The 20,871-nt window shown below is 30.9% G+C and carries 26 protein-coding genes and 1 other RNA gene; 15 read left to right on the top strand and 12 right to left on the bottom strand.

Annotation, left to right across the window (positions count from 1 at the left end):
* The 12 genes from ACZ5VL_RS00580 to ACZ5VL_RS00525 all read left to right on the top strand — a co-directional run bounded on the left by ACZ5VL_RS00580 (position 1) and on the right by ACZ5VL_RS00525 (position 9,238).
* Positions 1–606, top strand: a complete 606-nt coding sequence (locus ACZ5VL_RS00580; protein ID WP_464198972.1) for a class I SAM-dependent methyltransferase — start codon at positions 1–3, stop codon at positions 604–606.
* A gap of 51 nt (positions 607–657) precedes the next feature.
* Positions 658–1,890, top strand: a complete 1,233-nt coding sequence (locus ACZ5VL_RS00575) for a GGDEF domain-containing protein (protein WP_464198970.1) — start codon at positions 658–660, stop codon at positions 1,888–1,890.
* Positions 1,891–1,961: 71 nt separating this feature from the next.
* Positions 1,962–2,762 (top strand): hydrogenase nickel incorporation protein HypB, encoded by an 801-nt coding sequence (gene hypB / locus ACZ5VL_RS00570; RefSeq protein ID WP_464198969.1) that lies wholly within the window; start codon positions 1,962–1,964, stop codon positions 2,760–2,762.
* Entirely contained in the window at positions 2,762–3,043 is a 282-nt protein-coding gene (locus ACZ5VL_RS00565; RefSeq protein ID WP_464198967.1) for a HypC/HybG/HupF family hydrogenase formation chaperone, read from the top strand. The genes hypB and ACZ5VL_RS00565 overlap by 1 nt, the downstream gene beginning before the upstream one ends.
* 9 nt (positions 3,044–3,052) lie before the next feature.
* Entirely contained in the window at positions 3,053–4,141 is a 1,089-nt protein-coding gene (hypD, locus tag ACZ5VL_RS00560) for a hydrogenase formation protein HypD (RefSeq protein ID WP_464198965.1), read from the top strand.
* 1 nt (position 4,142) lies between these two features.
* Positions 4,143–5,135, top strand: a complete 993-nt coding sequence (gene hypE / locus ACZ5VL_RS00555; protein ID WP_464198963.1) for a hydrogenase expression/formation protein HypE — start codon at positions 4,143–4,145, stop codon at positions 5,133–5,135.
* Entirely contained in the window at positions 5,135–5,476 is a 342-nt protein-coding gene (gene hypA, locus ACZ5VL_RS00550) for a hydrogenase maturation nickel metallochaperone HypA (RefSeq protein WP_464198961.1), read from the top strand. Before hypE ends, hypA begins: the two co-directional genes overlap by 1 nt.
* A 62-nt stretch (positions 5,477–5,538) precedes the next feature.
* Positions 5,539–6,258 carry a YebC/PmpR family DNA-binding transcriptional regulator gene (locus ACZ5VL_RS00545; RefSeq protein ID WP_464198959.1) on the top strand — a complete coding sequence of 240 codons (720 nt, stop codon included), beginning with the start codon at positions 5,539–5,541 and terminating at the stop codon, positions 6,256–6,258.
* 2 nt (positions 6,259–6,260) lie between these two features.
* A complete protein-coding gene (locus ACZ5VL_RS00540) occupies positions 6,261–6,752 on the top strand; it encodes a peptidylprolyl isomerase (RefSeq protein WP_464198957.1) in 492 nt (163 codons plus the stop codon).
* Positions 6,753–6,815: 63 nt separating this feature from the next.
* Positions 6,816–7,922 (top strand): aminotransferase class I/II-fold pyridoxal phosphate-dependent enzyme, encoded by a 1,107-nt coding sequence (locus tag ACZ5VL_RS00535; protein ID WP_464198955.1) that lies wholly within the window; start codon positions 6,816–6,818, stop codon positions 7,920–7,922.
* Positions 7,903–8,556: a pimeloyl-ACP methyl esterase BioG family protein gene (locus ACZ5VL_RS00530; protein ID WP_464198953.1), complete on the top strand. Its 654-nt coding sequence runs from the start codon at positions 7,903–7,905 to the stop codon at positions 8,554–8,556. Before ACZ5VL_RS00535 ends, ACZ5VL_RS00530 begins: the two co-directional genes overlap by 20 nt.
* On the top strand, positions 8,546–9,238 hold the full coding sequence (locus ACZ5VL_RS00525) for a methyltransferase domain-containing protein (RefSeq protein ID WP_464198951.1): 693 nt from the start codon (positions 8,546–8,548) through the stop codon (positions 9,236–9,238). The genes ACZ5VL_RS00530 and ACZ5VL_RS00525 overlap by 11 nt, the downstream gene beginning before the upstream one ends.
* Here the strand turns inward: ACZ5VL_RS00525 and rnpB are convergent.
* An RNA gene (gene rnpB, locus ACZ5VL_RS00520) (RNase P RNA component class A) lies at positions 9,226–9,554 on the bottom strand. The genes ACZ5VL_RS00525 and rnpB overlap by 13 nt on opposite strands.
* 171 nt (positions 9,555–9,725) lie before the next feature.
* Between rnpB and ACZ5VL_RS00515 the strand changes: the two genes are divergently transcribed.
* The gene (locus ACZ5VL_RS00515) at positions 9,726–10,988 is read left to right on the top strand and encodes a malic enzyme-like NAD(P)-binding protein (protein WP_464198949.1); all 1,263 of its coding nucleotides are present in this window, start codon (positions 9,726–9,728) and stop codon (positions 10,986–10,988) included.
* A gap of 164 nt (positions 10,989–11,152) precedes the next feature.
* Here the strand turns inward: ACZ5VL_RS00515 and mnmA are convergent, their stop codons facing one another.
* The 11 genes from mnmA to aroQ are packed head-to-tail and all read right to left on the bottom strand — an operon-like array spanning position 11,153 to position 19,971.
* Positions 11,153–12,169: a tRNA 2-thiouridine(34) synthase MnmA gene (gene mnmA / locus ACZ5VL_RS00510; RefSeq protein ID WP_464198947.1), complete on the bottom strand. Its 1,017-nt coding sequence runs from the start codon at positions 12,167–12,169 to the stop codon at positions 11,153–11,155.
* A gap of 48 nt (positions 12,170–12,217) precedes the next feature.
* The gene (locus ACZ5VL_RS00505; protein ID WP_464198945.1) at positions 12,218–12,817 is read right to left on the bottom strand and encodes an LOG family protein; all 600 of its coding nucleotides are present in this window, start codon (positions 12,815–12,817) and stop codon (positions 12,218–12,220) included.
* Positions 12,814–13,656, bottom strand: a complete 843-nt coding sequence (gene fliY / locus ACZ5VL_RS00500; protein WP_464198943.1) for a flagellar motor switch protein FliY — start codon at positions 13,654–13,656, stop codon at positions 12,814–12,816. The genes ACZ5VL_RS00505 and fliY overlap by 4 nt, the downstream gene beginning before the upstream one ends.
* Positions 13,653–14,765, bottom strand: a complete 1,113-nt coding sequence (gene fliM / locus ACZ5VL_RS00495; RefSeq protein WP_464198941.1) for a flagellar motor switch protein FliM — start codon at positions 14,763–14,765, stop codon at positions 13,653–13,655. Before fliM ends, fliY begins: the two co-directional genes overlap by 4 nt.
* Positions 14,766–15,473, bottom strand: coding sequence for an RNA polymerase sigma factor FliA (locus ACZ5VL_RS00490; RefSeq protein ID WP_464198939.1), 708 nt, complete (start codon positions 15,471–15,473; stop codon positions 14,766–14,768).
* Positions 15,442–15,801 carry a hypothetical protein gene (locus ACZ5VL_RS00485; protein WP_464198937.1) on the bottom strand — a complete coding sequence of 120 codons (360 nt, stop codon included), beginning with the start codon at positions 15,799–15,801 and terminating at the stop codon, positions 15,442–15,444. Before ACZ5VL_RS00485 ends, ACZ5VL_RS00490 begins: the two co-directional genes overlap by 32 nt.
* A gap of 16 nt (positions 15,802–15,817) precedes the next feature.
* Complete coding sequence (locus ACZ5VL_RS00480; protein WP_464198935.1) at positions 15,818–16,684, bottom strand: MinD/ParA family protein; 867 nt, start codon at positions 16,682–16,684, stop codon at positions 15,818–15,820.
* Entirely contained in the window at positions 16,665–17,987 is a 1,323-nt protein-coding gene (gene flhF / locus ACZ5VL_RS00475) for a flagellar biosynthesis protein FlhF (RefSeq protein ID WP_464198933.1), read from the bottom strand. The genes ACZ5VL_RS00480 and flhF overlap by 20 nt, the downstream gene beginning before the upstream one ends.
* Before the next feature lie 11 nt (positions 17,988–17,998).
* Positions 17,999–18,499, bottom strand: coding sequence for a 2-amino-4-hydroxy-6-hydroxymethyldihydropteridine diphosphokinase (gene folK / locus ACZ5VL_RS00470; RefSeq protein ID WP_464198931.1), 501 nt, complete (start codon positions 18,497–18,499; stop codon positions 17,999–18,001).
* The gene (locus ACZ5VL_RS00465) at positions 18,480–19,502 is read right to left on the bottom strand and encodes a M24 family metallopeptidase (RefSeq protein WP_464198929.1); all 1,023 of its coding nucleotides are present in this window, start codon (positions 19,500–19,502) and stop codon (positions 18,480–18,482) included. The genes folK and ACZ5VL_RS00465 overlap by 20 nt, the downstream gene beginning before the upstream one ends.
* Positions 19,492–19,971 (bottom strand): type II 3-dehydroquinate dehydratase, encoded by a 480-nt coding sequence (aroQ, locus tag ACZ5VL_RS00460; protein WP_464198927.1) that lies wholly within the window; start codon positions 19,969–19,971, stop codon positions 19,492–19,494. Before aroQ ends, ACZ5VL_RS00465 begins: the two co-directional genes overlap by 11 nt.
* 153 nt (positions 19,972–20,124) lie before the next feature.
* On the opposite strand from aroQ, the gene ACZ5VL_RS00455 reads away from it, so the two are divergent.
* The gene (locus ACZ5VL_RS00455) at positions 20,125–20,679 is read left to right on the top strand and encodes a GNAT family N-acetyltransferase (protein ID WP_464198925.1); all 555 of its coding nucleotides are present in this window, start codon (positions 20,125–20,127) and stop codon (positions 20,677–20,679) included.
* The gene (locus tag ACZ5VL_RS00450; RefSeq protein WP_464198923.1) at positions 20,676–20,870 is read left to right on the top strand and encodes a heavy metal transport/detoxification protein; all 195 of its coding nucleotides are present in this window, start codon (positions 20,676–20,678) and stop codon (positions 20,868–20,870) included. Before ACZ5VL_RS00455 ends, ACZ5VL_RS00450 begins: the two co-directional genes overlap by 4 nt.
* Position 20,871 lies beyond the last annotated feature (1 nt).

Raw genomic sequence — 20,871 nt, 5'->3', positions numbered from 1 at the left:
ATGAATAGAGATAATGTTAGATTTCCAAAAGGCGAAGAGGGGAAACAGACCTTACTTAGAATGAACGAAGAACACAACGATGGTGCAACTTGGGCTATATCAAATTTAGAGTTTGCTAAAAATTTAAAGATAATGGATGTTGGATGTGGTGGTGGACGCAATATATCAAATTTAGCCTCTAAATTTAGTGATAGCGTCATTTATGGCGTGGATTATTCTAGTACTAGTGTGGAGTTATCAAGTGAGTTTAATGCGGATTTAATAGAACAAAAAAGAGTTTTTATAGATGAACAAAGCGTTTCAAATTTGAAATTTAAAGACGGCTTTTTTGATATAGTTTGTGCTTTTGAGACGATTTATTTTTGGCCAGATATAAAAAATGATTTTTTAGAGATTAAAAGAGTTTTAAAAAAAGATGCAAAATTTTTAATTTATGTTGAGGGAAGCACGAAAGAAACATTGCAAGAGTGGAGCAAAGGAGTTGATCTTAAAAACCAACTTACAAAAAATGAGATTATAGCTATTTTAAAAGAAAGTGGTTTTAAAAATATCAGAAGTTTTAACATGAAAGATTATGAAAAACTTTGCATTATATCCCAAAAATAGTTTAAATTGTGATACAATACAAAGTGTTATTTATAATACTTTTGGTGAACAATGAAAAAAATTTCTAATCTTTTTTTAAACAAACCTATGTACTTTGGTTTTATTTGTTTTTTTGTATTTTTTGCCATGATTGTTATCCCAATAACTTATACTTATGAAAAACGAAATAGTTTTGAGCATGAAAATTTTAGACATAACCTTGGAATGGCAGCTTACGCACTATCTTTTAGCGTAGATGCAAATTTGCATAGGATTGTAGAAGATGAGCAAAATTCTTCTTCTGAGGCATACCAAAAAGTAACAGCTCCTTTATTTGAGTTTTTTAGTGTTTATAGAGAGATTTATGATATATACACTGTGATAAAAAGAGATGACAAAAAGTATTATGTTTTGGATGTCGCTAATGCTCAAAATTTGATATCAAAAAATTCAGTTGTAGCTCCTGCTAAAATCATGGAAGAACTTGTAGAGACAGAAAATCATGATAACTGGTTTGAATTGGTTGAATCGGGTCAAATTTATGTAAATAAAAATTTTGAAACAGATAATTATGGTACTTTTCTTTCCGCTATGGCTCCTGTGTATGATGAAAATCAAACATTTGTTGCGGCAATTGGCATTGATATAAGTGCAAAAAAATATGAAGAGATGATTAAAAAAAGTAAAAATATATTTATATTATCTATTATTTTAGCCATTGCCATATCGATTTTAGCTTCTTTTGTGGTAATTTTCCTTATTAAGTATGCAAAAATGTTTTATTATCAACTTCAAAAAGCTTCAAATTTTGATAGGTTAACAGGAGTTTATAATCGCTTTGTATTTATAGATATAATTTCAAGAGAAATAGATAGAATTTCTAGGACTAAAGACAATTTATATCTTATATTTTTAGACATTGATAATTTTAAAACTATCAACGACAAATACGGACATAGTGTTGGAGATGATGTTATAATGTACACAGCTAAAAAGATAACAAGTGCTATAAGAAAAGTAGACATTGTATCAAGATACGGAGGAGATGAGTTTTTAGTAAGCATATCTGGTTTAAGTAGTGAGTTTATAAAAGATATTATAGATAGAATTCTTTATCAAAAATATGATTTTGTTTATGCTCCAAATAAAAATGCTCAAGAAGAAAAGCTGATTATAAACTTTAGCATAGGTTATACAAAATACACACAAGGTGATACTTTTGAGAGCATGTTGGAGCGAGCTGATCGCGCGCTTTACATCTCAAAAGATTTTGGAAAGCATAGAGCGACTTTTATGGAAAAATAGTGATTATAACTTAAGTGTGTTTTTAATACAAAATAGTATAATCACTTAATTTATAATAATAAGGAGCAAAAATGTGTAAAGATTGCGGTTGTAGTTTGCACTCTCATGAGCACGAACATACTCACGCTGATGGCACAACTCACTTTCATTCACACTCTCATGAAAATATGCACAAAGATGGAGAAAATGTACCACATTCACACTCTCATCCTGCGCTAAATGATACTAAAACAGTTGAAGTTATAACAAAAATTCTTTCCCAAAACGATCATGAAGCAGCCCATATAAGAGAGCATTTTGATGAGGCTGGCATTTTGTGTATAAATTTGATGAGTAGTCCAGGAGCTGGTAAAACCACACTTTTAGAAAATACTATTAAAAAAATGGATGCAAATATTGCTGTTTTAGAGGGTGATTTAGAGACAAACCGCGATGCCAATAGAGTCATAAAAGCAGGTGCTAGAGCACATCAGATAACCACAGGGCAAAGCTGTCACTTAGATGCATTTATGGTTCATGATGGTCTTCATAATCTTGATTTAGATGGTGTGAAATTAGTTTTTATAGAAAATGTTGGGAATTTGGTTTGTCCTGCTAGCTATGATGTTGGAGCGCATATAAATGTAGTTTTATTAAGCATACCTGAGGGAAGCGATAAAGTTGCAAAATACCCTGTCATGTTTAGAGCAGCTGACCTTGTGGTTATCACAAAATCATCCTTGATGGAGCATTTCGAGTTTGATATAAAAGATGTGGTAACTGAGCTTAGAAAGCTAAATCCAAGATCTGATATTATCATCTTAGATAGTAAAACAGGCGATGGCATGGATAAATGGATAAATTACCTAAAAATGAAAATGGAGCTTAGATAATGTGCTTAAGTATCCCTTCAAAGGTTAAAAGCATAGATGAAAACAACTACGCGATAGTTGAAACTTTGGGCGTTGAGCGTGGCGTTAGCTTGGATTTAATCAGTGAAAAAGTAAATGTAGGGGATTATGTATTAATCCATGTTGGTTTTGCTATGGAAAAGATAGACACTGCTTACGCACTTGAGAGCTTAAAAGCTTATGAAGAGATAGCTCGGATGATGAAAGACGGTACCATAAACGAGTTTGAAGGCGATATGGGTCTTTCTAAAAATAACGCTTAGACTAATTATATGGATCTAATATCTAGTTTTAGAGATAAAGAGCTTATTTTAGCACTAAGTGAGCTTATAAAAAAAAGTAGCAAAAAACCACTAAATATAATGGAAATTTGTGGTGGACATACGCATAGTTTGATGAAATTTGGTATAGCAAATTTAGTTGGCGAAAATATAAATTTCATTCATGGCCCGGGATGTCCTGTATGCGTGATGCCAAAAAAAAGCATTGATGAGGCTATAAAACTTGCTTCTATGCCAAATACTATTTTTTGTACACTTGCTGATATGCTTAGAGTTCCAGGAAGTTATACAACGCTTCAAAAACTTCGTGCAAAGGGTAATGATATAAGATCTCTTTACACGCCACTTGATGTGATAAAAATATCTAGCGAAAACAAAGATAAAACGGTTATATTTTTTGCGATTGGTTTTGAGACAACAACACCAATGAGTGCAGTTGTGCTGCAAAAAGCATTGAAGCTAAATTTAAAAAATCTGTTTTTTCATATAAATCATGTTACTGTTCCTGCTCCTATTAGGGCTATAATGAGTGATGAAAATGTGCATATAGATGCATTTTTAGGACCAAGTCATGTAAGCGTAATAACTGGTTCAAAAATTTATGAAAGCCTCGCAAATGACTATAAAACACCAATTGCTGTAAGTGGTTTTGAACCCCTTGATATTATGGATAGTATTTTAAATTTAGTTATGCAACATGAAAATGGCACTTATGAGGTCTATAACCAGTACAAAAGAGTTGTAAAAGAAGATGGAAATTTAAAGGCAAAAGAGCTAATTGAACGTTATTTTGAAATTTGCGATTTTAACTGGCGTGGTCTTGGAGTAATTAAATCAAGTGGCTATGATTTAAAAAGTGAATTTGATAACTTAAATGCCAAAAAAGTTTTTGACTGCGTTGTTGAAAGTAAGGGTGAAAACAGAGCTTGTATGTGTGGAGAAATACTTAGAGGAAGAGCAAAGCCAAATGATTGTAAGGTTTTTGATAAAGCTTGCAATCCACAAAACCCTATAGGCTCATGCATGGTTTCAAGTGAGGGGGCGTGCGCAGCTTACTATAAATATCAAAAAAGGAGCTAAGTTGCAAGAAATTCTTTTAAGTCATGGTGGCGGTGGCGAAGAGATGAACTCTCTTATAAATGAGATTATATTTAATATTTTTGATAATGAAATTTTACGCGAAGCAAATGATGCGGCAATACTAGATGTGAGTGGAAAACTAGCTTTTACAACTGATTCTTTTGTTGTAACTCCAATATTTTTTAGAGGTGGAAACATAGGCAAAATTGCGATTTGCGGAACAGCAAATGACCTTAGTATGGTAGGTGCAAATCCTATGTATATAAGCTGCTCTTTGATAATAGAAGAGGGTTTGAAGATAGATGAGTTAAAAGAAATTCTAACTTCTATGCAAGAAACAGCTAGTAAAAATGGAATTAAAATCGTTTGTGGTGACACAAAAGTAGTTGAAAAAGGTAAATGTGATAAAATTTTTATAAACACAAGTGGTATTGGTAAAATAGTATCAAAACCAATAGAAACAAAAAATCTAAAAGAGGGCGCTAAAATTTTACTTAGTGGTGATATTGGAAGACATGGAGCCGTGATACTTGAAGCAAGAGATGAGATAGGCTTTAAAAGTTCACTTAAAAGTGATTGTAAATGCCTTAAAGATGTTGTATTAGCTTTGCTTGATGCAAATATAGAGATTTTAGCTATGAGAGATGCAACTCGTGGTGGTCTTAGTGCTGTGCTAAATGAATGGGCAAGTTTTACTAACAATGAGATTAAAATTTACGAAGAAAAGATAAAAGTAAGAGATGAAGTTACTGGTATTTGTGAGCTTTTAGGATTTGAGTCATATGAGCTTGCAAATGAGGGAACTTTTGTCCTAGCAGTAAGTGCAAAAGATAGTGATAAAGCGCTTGAAATTTTAAAAAGCTTTGATGAAAATGCAGCTTGTATAGGTGAAGTTACGCAAACTAAAAAACCAAGAGTTATTTTGCAAAATGCTTATAAGTCTGAGCGCTTTTTAGAGCTTCCTAAGGGTGAGCTTTTGCCAAGGATTTGTTAATGCATGAACTTTCAATAGTAGCAGATCTTGTAAAACTTTGCGAAGATAATCTAGCAAAAAATAACGCTACAAAAGTTTTAAAAATAGAGCTTAAAATAGGCAGACTAAGTGGCATTGAAGCGCATTATTTGCAGAGTTGTTTTGATGTGTTTAAAGCTGGAACTGTCTGTGAAAATGCAGAGCTTTTAATTAATATTCAAAATATTGTAATTCATTGCAAAGAGTGTAGTTTTAGTGGTGAACTTGATGAAAATAACTTTATTTGTCCAGAATGTGGCTCAAATAAATTAGATGTCACAGATGGCGAAGATATGTATCTTATGCGACTTGAAATGGAATAAGTAGAGCATAATTTCAAATTTGATATAATTGTATTTTAATTTTATAAATTTAAGGAATTTTTATGGGAAGAGCGTTTGAATATAGGCGTGCTTCAAAGGAAGCTAGATGGGATAAGATGAGTAAACTTTTTCCTAAGCTTGGTAAAGCTATAACAGTTGCTGCAAAAGAGGGTGGTTTGGATCCTGATATGAATCCAAAGTTAAGAAGTGCTATCGCAACTGCAAAAGCTCAAAATATGCCTAAAGATAACATTGATGCTGCTATAAAAAGAGCAAATGGCAAAGATAGTAGTGAAATAAAAACTATACATTATGATGGTAAAATGCCTCATGGCGGACTTGTGATAGTTGAGTGTGCAACAGATAATCCTACAAGAACTGTTGCAAATGTAAAAGCTATTTTTAACAAAACTGGCGGAGAGTTTTTGCCAAGTGGCAGCTTAAGCTTTATGTTTACTAGAAAATCGGTTTTTGAGGTTATAAAACCCAATAAAGATCTAGAAGAATTAGAACTTGAACTTATTGATTATGGAATGAGTGATATTAAGCTTATAAAAGAAGATGATGAAGAAATTTTAATCATTTATGGCGATTATGAGAGTTTTGGAACGCTAAGTGAGGGTATAGATAAACTTGGTTTAGAGATGAAAAAAGGCTCACTTCAGTTTGTACCAAATACTGCAATTAGTGTAAGTGATGCTGAGTATGAAGATATAGAAAAGCTTATAGATAAGCTTGATGATGATGATGATGTTCAAGCCGTTTATACAAATTTGGAGTAAAAATGAGAGAAGAATTAAAAGTTTATGATATAAATAAAGAAGAGCTAGCAAAGTATAAATTTGCTGTGATTTCTACAAACAAAGGCGATATGAAGGTTAAGCTTTACGGCGATGAAGCTCCACAAACTGTTACAAATTTTGCTAATCTTGCAAATAATGGTTTTTATGATAATCTTATATTTCATAGAGTTATACCAAATTTTGTTATACAAGGCGGTTGTCCTCACGGAACTGGCACAGGTGGACCAGGTTGGAGAATAAAATGTGAGTGTGATGATCAAGAACACAAACACCAAAGAGGAACACTTTCTATGGCTCATGCTGGTAGAGATACAGGCGGAAGTCAATTTTTCGTATGTCATAGTTCACAACCTCATCTTGATGGTGTTCATACTATTTTTGGTGACTTGATTGATGATGAGAGCAAGGAAGTATTAGATTCTATAAGAGCAAATGACACTATAAAAACTATACAAATAAAAGAAAGTTTATAATATTTTAGGGCACTTTTGCCCTTTTTCTTTTAAATTTACTGCGTAAAATACTCAAAGGTCGATATGTTTGATATAGAAGATGCAAAAAAGCATGATAATTTTAGAGAATTAAAGCACTCTCAAGTTACATCTAAATTTATATATCTTAATGGTAAAAAACTGCTAAATTTAGGCTCAAATGATTATCTTGGAATTGCTACAAATAAATCTTTAAAATATGAGTTTTTGAATCTTTGCAAAGATAAAGAGTGGTTTTTTGGAAGTGGGGCAAGTAGACTTGTCTATACATCTAGTAGTGAGTTTGATAGACTAGAGAGCTATTTTGAGAGTAAATTTGATGGTAAAAAAGCCACTATTTTTAACACAGGGTATTGTGCAAATTTAAGTTGCATTGCTGCTTTAAGTAGCTCTGAAACACTGTTTTTATGCGATAAGCTAATACATGCAAGTATGATTGATGCACTTAAAATTTCAAAAGCAAATTTCAAACGTTTTGAGCATAATAACTATGAAATACTAAATGAACAAATTGCTAAAAACCACTCTAAATTTAAAGAAATTATCATTTTAAGTGAAGCTGTTTTTAGTATGGATGGTGATAATGCTGATTTAGCGTATTTATGTGCTATAAAAAAAGAGTATAAAAATGTTAAACTTTATATAGATGAAGCGCACTCATTTTTTGTTAGAAACGAGCTTGGAAATGCACATACTCTTTGCGTTGATAAAGAGATAGACTTTTTGCTTGTTACGCTTGGAAAAGGTATAGGAAGTAGCGGAGCTGTGATTTTATCAAATGCATTTTATAAAGACATCTTTGTAAACTCAGCAAGAAGCCTTATTTTTTCAACCGCAATTCCAAGTATTTGCGTGGCTTGGAGCAATTTTGTGCTTTCAAAAGATTTTAGCATGTATAGGCAAAATTTAGAACAAAATATAGCTTATCTTGGTATAAATGATAGTCATATACAGCCATTTTTAACTTATGAAAATGATAAAACACTCAAGCTTTCACAAACGCTTTGCCAAAATGGATATTTTATCCCAGCTATCCGTCCGCCAACTGTGCCAAAAAACAGCTCTCGCTTAAGGATATCACTTCGTGGTGATATAAAAAAAGATGAGCTAAAAAAACTTAAAGAGATTTTAGATGAAAATAGAGTTTTTTAAAAGTAAAAGTGATAGCAAAAAAATTATTTTAGTTTTTTTAGGATATTCGTTTTTGCCCGAGTGCCTAAGTAGCCTAAAAAAAACAATCTGTGGTAAAGAGTGCGATTTATGTGTAGTTTATGATTACTCAAGATTGGATTTTGTCAACCTTTATGAAATTATAAAAAACAAAGAGATATATTTGATTGCTTGGTCTATGGGGGTTTGGGCTGTAAATTTGGTTTTTAGTGATGATAAATTTAAAGATTTAAATTTAGTGCAAAAAATAGCTATAAATGGAACAATTTATGGCATAGATGAAGAGCGTGGCATACCAAAAGATGTATTTAAAAAAAGCATAGATGAGTTTGATTTTGATAACTTTAAAAGGCTTTGCTTTTTAAAAGATATAAGTAGGGTAAATTTTGATTTTAACCCAAATTCTAAATTTGAGTTAGAACAAATTTATAAATTTTCACAACAAAATAACAAAATAATAGACATTGTAAATTTTGATAAAACTATCATTTCAAAAAAAGATTTTATATTTCCTATAAAAGCTTATGAAAATTTAACTTGTAAAAAAGAGTTTATAAATGCCCCGCACTTTCCATTTTTTTGTTTTGAAAGTTTAGGAGATATCTTTGAAGTTTGAAAAAGCAAACAGATATGATGAGTTTGCATATGCTCAAAAATTTGCTGCCAAAAGTCTAATAAAAAATTTAAAAATATACGGTTTATCGTATAAAAATATATATGAAATAGGTTGTGGAACTGGAATTTTAACCAAGCTTATTTTAAATGAGTTCAAATTTGAAAAACTTACCTTAAACGATATTTATAAGACTGATTTAATGTCGAGTGGTTTTTCATATCAAATAGGCGATATTAGAGAGCTTGAAATACCTTTAAATTTAGATCTTATAATTTCAGCTTCTGTGTTTCAGTGGTTTGATAAAGATGATGAACTTAAAAAACTAATAAATAAAATTTATGACTCTATAAAAAGGGGAGGAAAATTTGCTTTTTGCATGTTTGTCTCTGGTACACTTAGCGAATTAAGTAGTTTTACAAATCAAAGTTTAAACTATAAATCAGAGCAAGATATCTTAGCATTGCTAGAAAAATTTGATGTTTTGCATATAAAAACTAATAAAAAGTCTTTAAAATTTAATAGTTTAAAAGAACTTTTAAATCATTTAAAACAGACTGGTGTAAATAATTTAAATGGCAAATTTAAACTTACAAAAAATAGTCTAAAAAATTTGCAAGATCATTTTGATAGTAACTTCATCTTAACTTATAATTTTATAGAAGTTTTGTGTAAAAAGGCATGACGATAAGCCGAGTTCTGTCTAGAACGGTCATTTATCTAGGCTAAATTTTACAATTTAGCTCAAGCGAAGGGTTTTAACATAAGACTAAAACCACCCCTTCTTGCTGCAGGTTGGGTTTACAAAGCCACCGTTATTACTAACAGCGCTGGTAAGCTCTTGCCTTACCGTTTCACCTTTACCGCAAATGCGGAAGTCTGCTTTCTGTTGCACTATCCCTTAGGTTTCCCTAGCCATCTGTTAGATGGAACCATGTCTTATAGCAGCTCGGACTTTCCTCTGTGACGTGAGATGTCAAAGCGACCGTTTATCATGCCAAATTATATTTTATCAAAAATCAGCTTAATGTGGTGTTATGCATAAATGTTACTTTTTGTAAACATATCGTTATGTATTTTTTAAAATTATATGATATAACTTTTTTATTTATTTAAAGGTGATAACATAAAAAAATTTAAAAATAATAAAGAAAGAAGGAAAATTTTAGATAATGAATAAAACTTTACAAGATAAAGCCTTAGAGTATCATTTAGGCGGAAAAGTTGCTATAAGCGTTACAAAACCTTGCGAGAATTCAGAAGATCTTTCACTTGCATACAGTCCAGGTGTTGCAGAGCCTTGCAAAGAAATAGAAAAAGATGAAAAATTAATTTACAAATATACATCTAAAGCAAATTTGGTTGCCGTTATAAGCAATGGAACTGCGGTTTTAGGACTTGGTAATATAGGAGCAGCTGCTAGTAAGCCAGTAATGGAAGGAAAGGTTGTTTTATTTAAAAAGTTTGCAAATATAGATGCTTTTGATATTGAAATAAACGAAACTGACCCTAAAAAAATAGTTGAAATTTGTAAGGCAATTTCAGTTGGTTTTGGTGGTATAAATTTAGAAGATATAAAAGCACCTGAATGTTTTGAGATAGAAAAAAGTCTCCAAGAGATTGTAGATATCCCTATAATGCATGATGATCAACACGGAACTGCTATGATAACAACAGCAGGTCTTATAAATGCACTTGAAATTTCAAAAAAAGATATTAATAAAATCAAAGTTGTAGTAAATGGAAGTGGTGCATCTGGAATAGCTTGCGCTAAAATGTATAAAGAACTTGGTGTGAAAAATATTATAATGCTTGATTCAAGAGGCGTTATACACGACGGTAGAACTGACTTAAATGAACAAAAAAGAGAATTTGCAATACATACAAACATTAGAACTTTAGAAGATGCCATGAAGGGCGCTGATATGTTTTTAGGTCTTAGTAAGGGTGGAGTAGTTAGCAAAGAGATGGTAAAATCTATGGCTGATTATCCTATTATTTTTGCTCTTGCAAATCCTACTCCAGAAATTTTTCCTAATGAAATAATGGAAGTTAGGGAAGATGCTATGATAGGAACTGGTAGAAGTGACTTTCCAAACCAAATAAACAATGTTTTAGGTTTCCCATATATATTTAGAGGCGCTATTGATGTTCATGCTAAAAAAATTACTCCAAATATGAAAATGGCTGCAGCAAAAGCCTTGGCTATGCTTGCAAGAGAGCCTGTAAGTCAAGAAATTTTGAATTTAACCAGAAATCCTCATTTAAGTTTTGGCAGAGATTATATCATACCAAATCCTTTTGACAAAAGAGTTCTTTTGCTTGTTGCTCCTGCAGTTGCACAAGCTGCTGTTGATGATGGAGTTGCAGGAGTAGAAGATTTTGACAAATCTAAATATATAGAGTTTTTAAAAATAAATTTTTTAACTATTTAGTCTAATTGTTATTGTAGGTGACATATATAATCACCTACAATTTTTATCTGTAACTTTTAATCAAAATTTTCGCAACTTCATTAAGTACAAACTTAGCTTAACTAGATTAAAAAGTGATTTGTGATACAACTATTCTTTTAAGTTTTTACAATGATAGTATAAATTTATTTTATAAAACCACTTCCTAAAACTCTATCTTGTTCATCATAAAATACAGCAAGTTGACCACTTGCTATACCACTTGCTGGTTCGCTTAGTTTTATTAATGCTCCGTTTTGGTTTACTGTTACTGTACCATTTATTTTTGGACTTCTGTATCGTATCTTGATTGCTGCAGTAAATTCTTTTAAATTTACAAATGCATTAAAATTTTGCGTTTCAAACTCACTTTGAAATAAATCTTCTTTATTTCCCACTATTATTTCATTATTGTTTGGATCTATTTTAATAACATAGTGTGGATCATGTGCACCATCTATCCTAAAACCGCTTCTTTTGCCGATTGTGTAATGCATGTATCCTTTGTGTGAGCCGATTTTGTTTCCAAATTTATCTTTTACAATTCCTGGGATATCTGTTTTAATATACTCGTTTAAAACTTCTATATAGGTTTTTTCAACAAAGCATATTTCACTACTTTCCTTTCCTGCAGCAATATCAGCTAGAGCTTTGATCTTTGAAGCTTCTTCTTTTACATCTTTTTTAAGCTTATCTCCAAGTGGAAATATCATATATGGAATGGATTTAGGGTCTATGTTGGCAAGAAAATAGCTTTGATCCTTGCTTAAATCTTTTGCAATTTTTAAAAGATTATCTTCTATTCTAACATAATGTCCAGTTGCGAGCTTATCACATCCTAAATTTAAAGCGTGCTCAAGTAAAGAACCGAGTTTTATCTGTTTGTTGCAAAGTGCACATGGATTAGGCGTTTTGCCATCTTTATAAATTTGTATAAAAGGGTCATAAACTTCTTTTTTGAACTTATCTTGCAAATCCAAAATTTCTGTTTTTATTCCAAGATATTTTCCAACTTCCTTAACTCTTCGTATATTTTCTTCATGATATCCTGGTTTATTATGAAGCAACATATAACACCCAATAACTTCATGACCTTGGTCTTTAAAAAGCTTTGCGCCATATGAGGAGTCTATGCCCCCACTCATTGCCATCATAATCTTCATTTTTATCCTTGTTTTTCAATTAAGGAGAATTGTAATTAAATTTATATTTTATTTTGCTGAATTTATAATATAGTTAAATACTTTATTTATATCATCTTCTATTGTATATAAATTTGAGTCATTTGGAGAAATAGTCATATTTTCAACTAAAGTAGTTCTTATAAAGTCATCTAACTTAGACCAAAAATCTATACCAATTAAATATATTTTATTATCTTCCCTTAGTTTAGTTTGCACTAAGCATAAAATTTCAAATAACTCATCAAGTGTTCCATATCCGCCTGGAAAAACGATAAAAGCTTTTGAATATTCAATAAGTGCGGATTTTCTTAGAGATAAATTTTTTAGTTTTGTTCCTTTATTTATATATGGATTTGAATCTTGTTCAAAAGGAAGTTGTATATTTATGCCAATACTATTTTTGCCAGCATCATATGCGCCTTTATTTGCAGCTTGCATTATACCATCGCCACCGCCAGTTACTATAGAAAAATCATTATCAGCTAACTTTTTTGCAATTTCATAGGCTTTTTTACAATAAATATTATCAGCTTCTAATCTTGCTGATCCAAAAAAAGTTATGTATTTATTTTCTTTTTCAAAAATACCATCTAGTAGGGTAAGTTCGTTAAACATATTTTCTATCATCTAAGTTGCTCTAACCTCTCTTTTTTAGTTCCAATTTCAGTGATTTGAATTCCAAAATTCCCATCTATTATCACAACTTCACCAAGAGCAACGGGTTTGTCTCCTATTAAAATCTCAAGCGGATCGTTTGCTAGTTGATTTAATTCTATAACTGATCCTATATCCATGCTTAAAACATCTTTTAAAAGCATTTTCTTTGAACCAATCCTTACTCTTATAGGAAGTCTTACATCCATAATAAGGTTAATATTTCTCATCTCATCATTTGTAAAAGATGATTTTAAAGACTGTTCTGCTTTATCTTGATGGGCTTTTTGGGCAGATGGGTTTAGAAGTTTATTTAGTGCAAGATCTGTTACTAGTCCAAAATGTTCATTTAGTCCTTCTATTTTTACTTCATAAGTATAAGCCTTGTCGTATGAGCTAAGATCTAGGGTTTGTTTCTGATCTAGAAATACGACTTTTGAAACTTCAAAATTTAGCTTAGGAAGGTCTTTTTGCGCTCCAATCGTAGTAGAAAATGCTCCTAAAATATTTGAAAATACTTCTTTTGCTGCATCTATTTCATCAGCTCCTAAAGAGGCATTATTTGTGATTTCTTCTTCTCCCATCATCCATTCACCAATAGCTGTCATGAAAATTGGAGTTGATAAAAGTAGTAATTTTGCTGTTGTTGCACCACTTACATTTATTGTTGCTACAACAACTGGTGGCTTTATGGCATTTTGTTCATTTGCATTATCTTCACTTTTATTTGAAAATACAGCTTTTTTTCCAGTTAAGCCCTCTACGGTTGCAACCACTTCTTTTGTGAAAAAATCTAAAAATTGATCTATCATATATTTTCCTCTTCTTCCATATACTCTTCATCATCGTCATCAATTGTTGCTTCATTTTGAAAAGCTAATGCTTTTGCTTTTCTTTCTTCTTCAAACTCTTCTAGAATTGATTTTATCTCATCTTTATCTGTTTTTATGAGCTGTTCTATCTTTATGGTCTTCCTAAATCTATGAAGTCCAATTTGTGCTAAAAATACATCTTTTTTATCAATTGTTACAATGGCTTTATCATCAGCTGGCCTATCTAGTCTTAGAATATCTCCAACTTCAAGGTCTAAAAACTCATTAACGCTTATCATGGCTTTGCCTAAAATAGCCTCATAAATAACTTCGGCTCTACCGACGAGAGTTTTTAACTCTTTGTTTCTACTTTTCTTTGCTGAAGTTTCACCAAGCATAACATCTCTGCTTGCAAGACGAGATAAAATAGGTTCAAGATAAATTACTGGGTAGCATATATTTATCATACCGCTAGAATTTCCTATGATAATTTCCATAACAAGCATGATAACAATCTCATTTTGAGATACTATTTGAACGACATTTGGTGAACTTTCTTTGGTTTCTATGTTTGGATAGATATCAGTTATTAGACTCCAAGATTCTCTTAATCTTTGCATAATTATACGAAGAATGGCATCTAGAAGATTTATTTCTATATCTGTTAGTTCTCTGTTTTCTTCAAAACTTTCGCCGTTTCCGCCAAGAAGTCTATCTATCATCGGGAATGCAATGCTAGGATTTATCTCTAAAACACAGTTTCCATCAAGTGGTTTTATTGAAAAAACGTTGAAACTTGTAGGGCTTGGAAGAGACATCAAAAACTCACCATAAGTCATCTGATCAACCGAATGAAGCCTTATTTCTACGATACTTCTCATAATGCTTGAAATTTGAGAAGCAAGATTTCTAGCTAGTTTATCGTGAATTCCTTTTATGGCACGAAGTTGCTCTTTGCTGACTCTATTTGGGCGTTTGAAATCATAGATAATGATTTCTCTTTCTTCTAAATTTTCTTTTTTATTCGGAGTTGCTATAGTTTCATCTGTATCTTCATCCACCACTTCAAGTAGGGCGTCAATTTCTTCTTGTGTAAGTATATCAGCCATCTAGGCTCCAAATCTTTCTTTTATTTTATTTATAAGCTTTTTGTGAATTTGTGAAATTCTAGATTGAGAGATATTTAAAATCTCGCTAATTTCAGCAAGCGATAACTCTTCATAATAATATAGTTGAATTATAAGTTGGTCTCTTTTTTGAAATGTTGCCAAAACTTCTTCTATTTTTTCAAGCAAATCATCTCTTGAAACTCTATCTTCGGTGCTTTCTTGATCGGGGCTTATAATTTGGTCATCAATTGGCATTATCGAATTTATATCACTTGCTGTTCTTGCTTCTTTGATTTTTTCTATACTTTCATTTAAAAGTTCCGCTAAGTATTCATCTTCTGGTTCTTTGCCGTGTTCACTAAAATATAAATCTATTTCTAATTCAACTTGTTTTATGAGTTTTCTATTTGATCTACTAATTGTATCAAGAGAGCGAAGATAATCAAGCATAGAGCCATAAACTCTTTTTTGGCAATAACCCCAAAATGAGTCATTTTGTGTTTTGTCGTATGTTCTTGACATTTTTATCATTTGAGTTGCACCAATGCCTATTAAATCATTTACATCTATGCTAGCTGGAAGCCTTTCTTTTAGTCTAAAGGACATTGCTTTTAGTGCAGGCATATATTGTAAGACAAGTGCATCTTGTTCTTGTTTTATGGCATGAGCATAAGCATTATGCTGCTTGTTTTGCTGCTTTTCGTCCATGCTTTTTATCCAATGTTCTAGCTTTTAGTTTTTCTGATGATAAGTTAGATAAAATATTTTCCATTCTTCTTTCTCTCATAGATAATTCAGCTATTAGTTTATCATTTATTTCCTCATGTCTTTCTTTATTGAAAAAAAGATTAAATGATTGTTTGCTAACTTTTATGTAGTTCATTATAGCTAAATGTATCACTAAATAAAAGAAAAATGTAATAAGCAGCGTATATATGACCATTTCAATTGGGTCTGATATTTTTATTATTACAAACATAACTCCTATAAAAAAGCCACAAGTTGTAAAAAATGCTATAAAATTATCGGCCTTCAAGATAAACTTTCCTTAGTTAAAATTGTTCCATTAGTTGTTTAAAAAAATTACTAATACTTCTCCTACCATCATCTTCAAGCACTTTTCGTTCCAATCTGTAAAGAAGTTTCGAAGTCATTTGTTTCATTTCGCTACTAGAAACTCCAAATGGTGTATCTTCGGTAAATAAAGTTCTTTGTTTTATACTTTTTGCTATATTTTTATCATTTTGAATATACCCAAGCATTGTCAAATTTAGATTTTGTATATTATTTTGTGCAACTTTTTGTATGTTTTCAAAAATTTTAGTAGCTTCTTTTTCATCCTTGGCCATATTAATAATCATTAAAAGATCATTTTTTATCTTTGAAGTTACTTTTATGGTTGCATAAGCATCAGTTATAGCAGCAGGATCTGGAACGGTTACAACAATGACTTCATCGCTTGCTTGAAGAAAAACTTGGATATGATCGCCTATTCCTGCGCCAGTATCAATAATTAGAAAATCTAAATAATCAAGATCGCTAACTTCTCCTAAAAATCTTTCATATAAAAAATGATCATTGTATTTTAAAATTTCATCTCCACTATCTCCTGGTATTAAAACTAGATTTTGTTTTACAGGAATTATGATATCACTTAGTGAACATTCTCCTTTTAGTACATTTAGTAAGTTTTTGTGCATTTTCACATTTAGTATAACATCAAGATTTGCAAGTCCAATATCGGCATCAAAAAGTCCAACTTTATAGCCATTATTTGCAAGAATATTTGCTAAATTTGCACTTATTGTGCTTTTGCCAACACCACCTTTTCCACTTGTTATAGCGATAAAATGTGTTGATTTTTGTTTATTGTTTTCTTTGGAAACTAGGCTTTGGAGCTTATTTGCTTGATTTATCATTGTTTACCTTTCCATCAAAGCCATCTAGAACACATTCTATTAAAAACTCACTCTTTGCTTCCATTAAATCATCTGGCACTTCTTGTCCTATTGAAAAGTAGCTAACTGGAGTTTTTGTTTCGTAAATTAAAGAAAATACATTGCCAAACATTTTTGTTTCATCAAATTTTGTTATAATCATTGTATCTATATGTAAAAAAGAGAAATTATTATAAATTTCTAGCATATCTTCTACTTTGGAACCAGCAGACATAACTAGCGTTACATCAATATCCGCATCGCTATTTTTCAAAAAACTATCTAATTTATTTAGTTTTTCTTTGTCATACTGACTACTTCCAATTGTATCAATCAAAATTACATCACATTGTTTTGGGTTTTTTATAGCATTTTTAAAATCTTCTATCTGTATAACATCTAATATTGGTAGTTTCATAAGTTTTGCATACTGAAAAAGTTGTTCAACTGCGCCAATTCTGTAAGTATCAAGCGTTATGATTCCAGTTTTATATCTCACATCTCCTATGTAGGCAAAACGTGCTGCAAGCTTTGCTAAAGTAGTCGTTTTTCCAACGCCAGTTGGACCAACTAGCATCATGATTTTTTGTTTTTTTGAGTTATGTCTTTGGTCTACTCTACAAGGAAGCATTTTTCTCAAAAATGTGTAAAAGAAATTTTTTACAGCAGTTGGATTTGCTTTAATGTTTGTTGGCATACACTCAATTGTAGCTTTCATGATAGATTCTAAGTGCTCGCATTTCATACCGCTTTTGCTTGCTGCTTTATAAATCCCAGAAAACTCAGGTGGAATTATAAGGTTGTTTCTAGCTGGAGCTCTTTCGTCCCAAAACATATCAGCTATCATTGTAATTTTATCGTTTATATCATTTACTTGTTTTGAAACATTGTCAATTTTTTTATTATAGTGTTCGTTGTTTATAGATTTTATTTCACTATTATTTGTTGTGGTTGCATCTTTGAGATTTTGTGTTGCTTGTGATATGTTTAGCAAAACATCTTCTGGTGTTTTTTTAGGTGCTTGAGATAGCGGCGAAATAGTATTTGGTTTTGTGTTTGTTTGATTTAAATAAGGATTTGGTTTTTTATAACTTTGTTTTGGTATTTGTGGCTCTTCATCTTCTTCAACGCTTACTAAAATTTCAAATAAAGCTTCTTTATTTAGAGTTTTTGGTTGAATTTGTTTTGTTGTAACAAGCATAGCTTTATCGCCACATTTTTCTTGAGCTTTTCTTAATGCTTCTATCGGACTAGTTCCTGTAAATGTATGGAATTTTGTAGCCAAAAAATCTCCTTTTATAATCTCATCAAACCAAGTGGTAAAATAACACTAGCGCGCTCATTCACACCAGGATGAGGCACTATTAGTCTTTTACTTTTTATCTTTGTATTTGTATATAAAATATCTAAATCTATCGTTCTTGGGGCATTTTTAAATGGTCTTTTTCTTTTAAACTTAAGTTCTAAATTTAGCATGATTTTTAGAACCTCTTTTGGATGTACATTTGTCTGTAAAAACAAAATAGCATTTAAAAAATCATCTTGTGCTTTAAAACCAAAAGCTTTATTTAAAACAATTGGCGAACTCTCCGCTAAGTAAAAACGCCTATCCTTTGATAAAATTTGAAATATTTTATCAAATCTTTGTTTAACTTTTCCTACATTGCCGCCAAGTCCCAAAATAACGCTATATTTGTAACTTTTTTTACATCTGTAAAAAGGAAAAAAATCACTTTTTACAAACTTAAGCACATCTTTAAACTGAAAAAAATCGTTTTTAGAGTATTTCACATCCATTTTTTGTCACCACTACAACATCTTCTATCCTGATACCAAATTCATTTTCTATGTAAATGCCTGGTTCGACACTAAAAACCATGCCTTCTTTTAGTACGGTTTTACTTTTTGGGCTAATTCTTGGAAGTTCATGTATATCAAGTCCTACACCATGTCCTGTTGAGTGAAAAAACTCTTTTTCATAGCCGTTTTTTGATATAAAATCTCTTGCAATTGCATCTATATCACAAGCCAAAACTCCTGGTTTAATAGCTTTTATAGCTAAGGTTTGAGATTGTTTTACAATATCATAAATTTCTTGATGTTTTTGATTTTTGTAAATTTGTTCTTTTTTAAAATTTAGATTATCATCAAAAAATGCAGTTCTTGTTCTATCTGAACAGTATCTTTTAAACTTAACCCCAGCATCAACTAAAATTAAATCCCCATTTTTTAGTTTAGTTTTTGTTGGAAGTGCATGAGCTTTTGCTGCATTTGCATTTATTGCAGTAATTGGCTCAAAACTTAGACCAAGTGTACCATTTTGCCTAAATATCATCTCTGCATTAAAATTGATCTCTTCTTCGCTTAAGTTTTTATGTTTGTTTATAAAATCTGCTAGTTCATCAAAACATTTTTCTCCAAAAATTGATGCTTGCTTTAATAATGAAATTTCGTGGTGTGTTTTTATCTCTCGTTTTTTTTGTGAGAAATTTAAAGATGGTATAAATTTTAAATTTAAATTTGAGCTAAGATCCTTAAATTCACTAACACAAAAGCTTAAAGGATCAAAATCTATTTTCTTTATGTTAAATTTCTTTATAAGTTTTTTTGCGTCTTTTATGAGAGAGCTTGATTCTATGATGGTAGCATCATTTATCTTTTCTTTAGCTTCAATACCATATCTTGCATCTGTGATAAAAAAATGTTCATCTTTTAAGCTAAGATATAGTGCATTATCGCAACTATATCCGCACTCATAAAAAATCGCATTTTCATTTTTAAGTATAAAATTACTGCTCATTTTGTGATTTTTGAGACTCGTTAAAAGCTTTCATTTGTTCAAATCTTTGAAGCATTGCTATCATTGCAAGATGATAGCCAAGTGGACCAAATCCTACTATGCAGCCAGCGCTTACTGGACTAACCATACTTTTTTGTCTAAAATCTTCTCTTTTGTAGATGTTACTTATGTGAACCTCTATTGCCGGAAGTCTAACTGCTTCTATAGCATCTCTTATAGCAATAGAAGTATGCGAGTATGCAGCTGGATTTATAATTATGCCATCGCTATCTCCATAGCATTCTTGAATTTTATCAACTATCTCACCTTCTAAATTGCTTTGAAAAAACTCTATATCAACGTTAGCTTGATCTGCTACTATTTTCATTTGTTTATGAATATCATCCATGCTCATAACTCCGTATGTGCCTTGATCTCTTTTTCCTAACATATTGATATTTGGACCTTCGATTACTGTAATTTTAGGCATATTCTTCCTTTATAAGATTAAATTATTTGGGGAAATTATATCAATTTCTTTCTAAATTTAAACATAGCTTTATTTGATTTGTTAATAATTTCGTAAGGAAAAATTTAATAATCTAAAATATAATCCTTTAATTAAATAATTAAAGGATTATTTATGATAAGAAAAGCCGAGCTTTTAGATGCTAATGATGTTATAGATCTTATAGATTTGGCTCTTGAAGATATAAGTTTTGTTTTAACTGGTGTAGATGATAAAGATGAAGCCAAAGAAATTTTAAAAGAGTTTTTCACACAAAAGAATAATTTGTATAGCTTTGAAAATATTTTTGTCTATGAAGAAAACAAAAGAGTTGTTGCTGCAATGTGTGCTTATGATTCAAACTCAAGAGATAAGCTTTTAGAACCCATAATCACAAGATTAAAGATTAAAAATAAAAACTATAAAATACAAAAAGAGTGTTTTAATGATGAGTATTATATAGATACTATAGCTGTTAATGAGAATTTTAGAAGAAGAGGAATTGCAACAAAGTTACTAGAACATGCTATGGATGAAGCAAAAAAACTAGATATAAAAAAATGCTCTTTAGTTGTAGATGTGCTTAAACTAAAAACAAAAAAATTCTATCAATCTTTAGGATTTTATGATAACTGCATTGTAAGTATAGCCGGACATGAGTATTTTCATATGTTAAAGGATATAAGATGAGAAAATTTGAGTTAGAAAATGTTAAATGTAATAACTGTGCAAATTTGGTAAAAAATGCACTAAAAGATGATTTTGGCGAAGTTGAGGTTGATGTAGAAAACAAAACCATTTCGTTAGATGTAAAAGATAAAGAAAAACTTCTTTTTGAAACTTTAGATGATATTGGATTTTCGGTAAAAAAGGAACTTTAAA

The organism is Campylobacter sp. GTC17093 (assembly GCF_055397635.1).
This window is presented reverse-complemented; position numbering and strand designations above follow the sequence as displayed.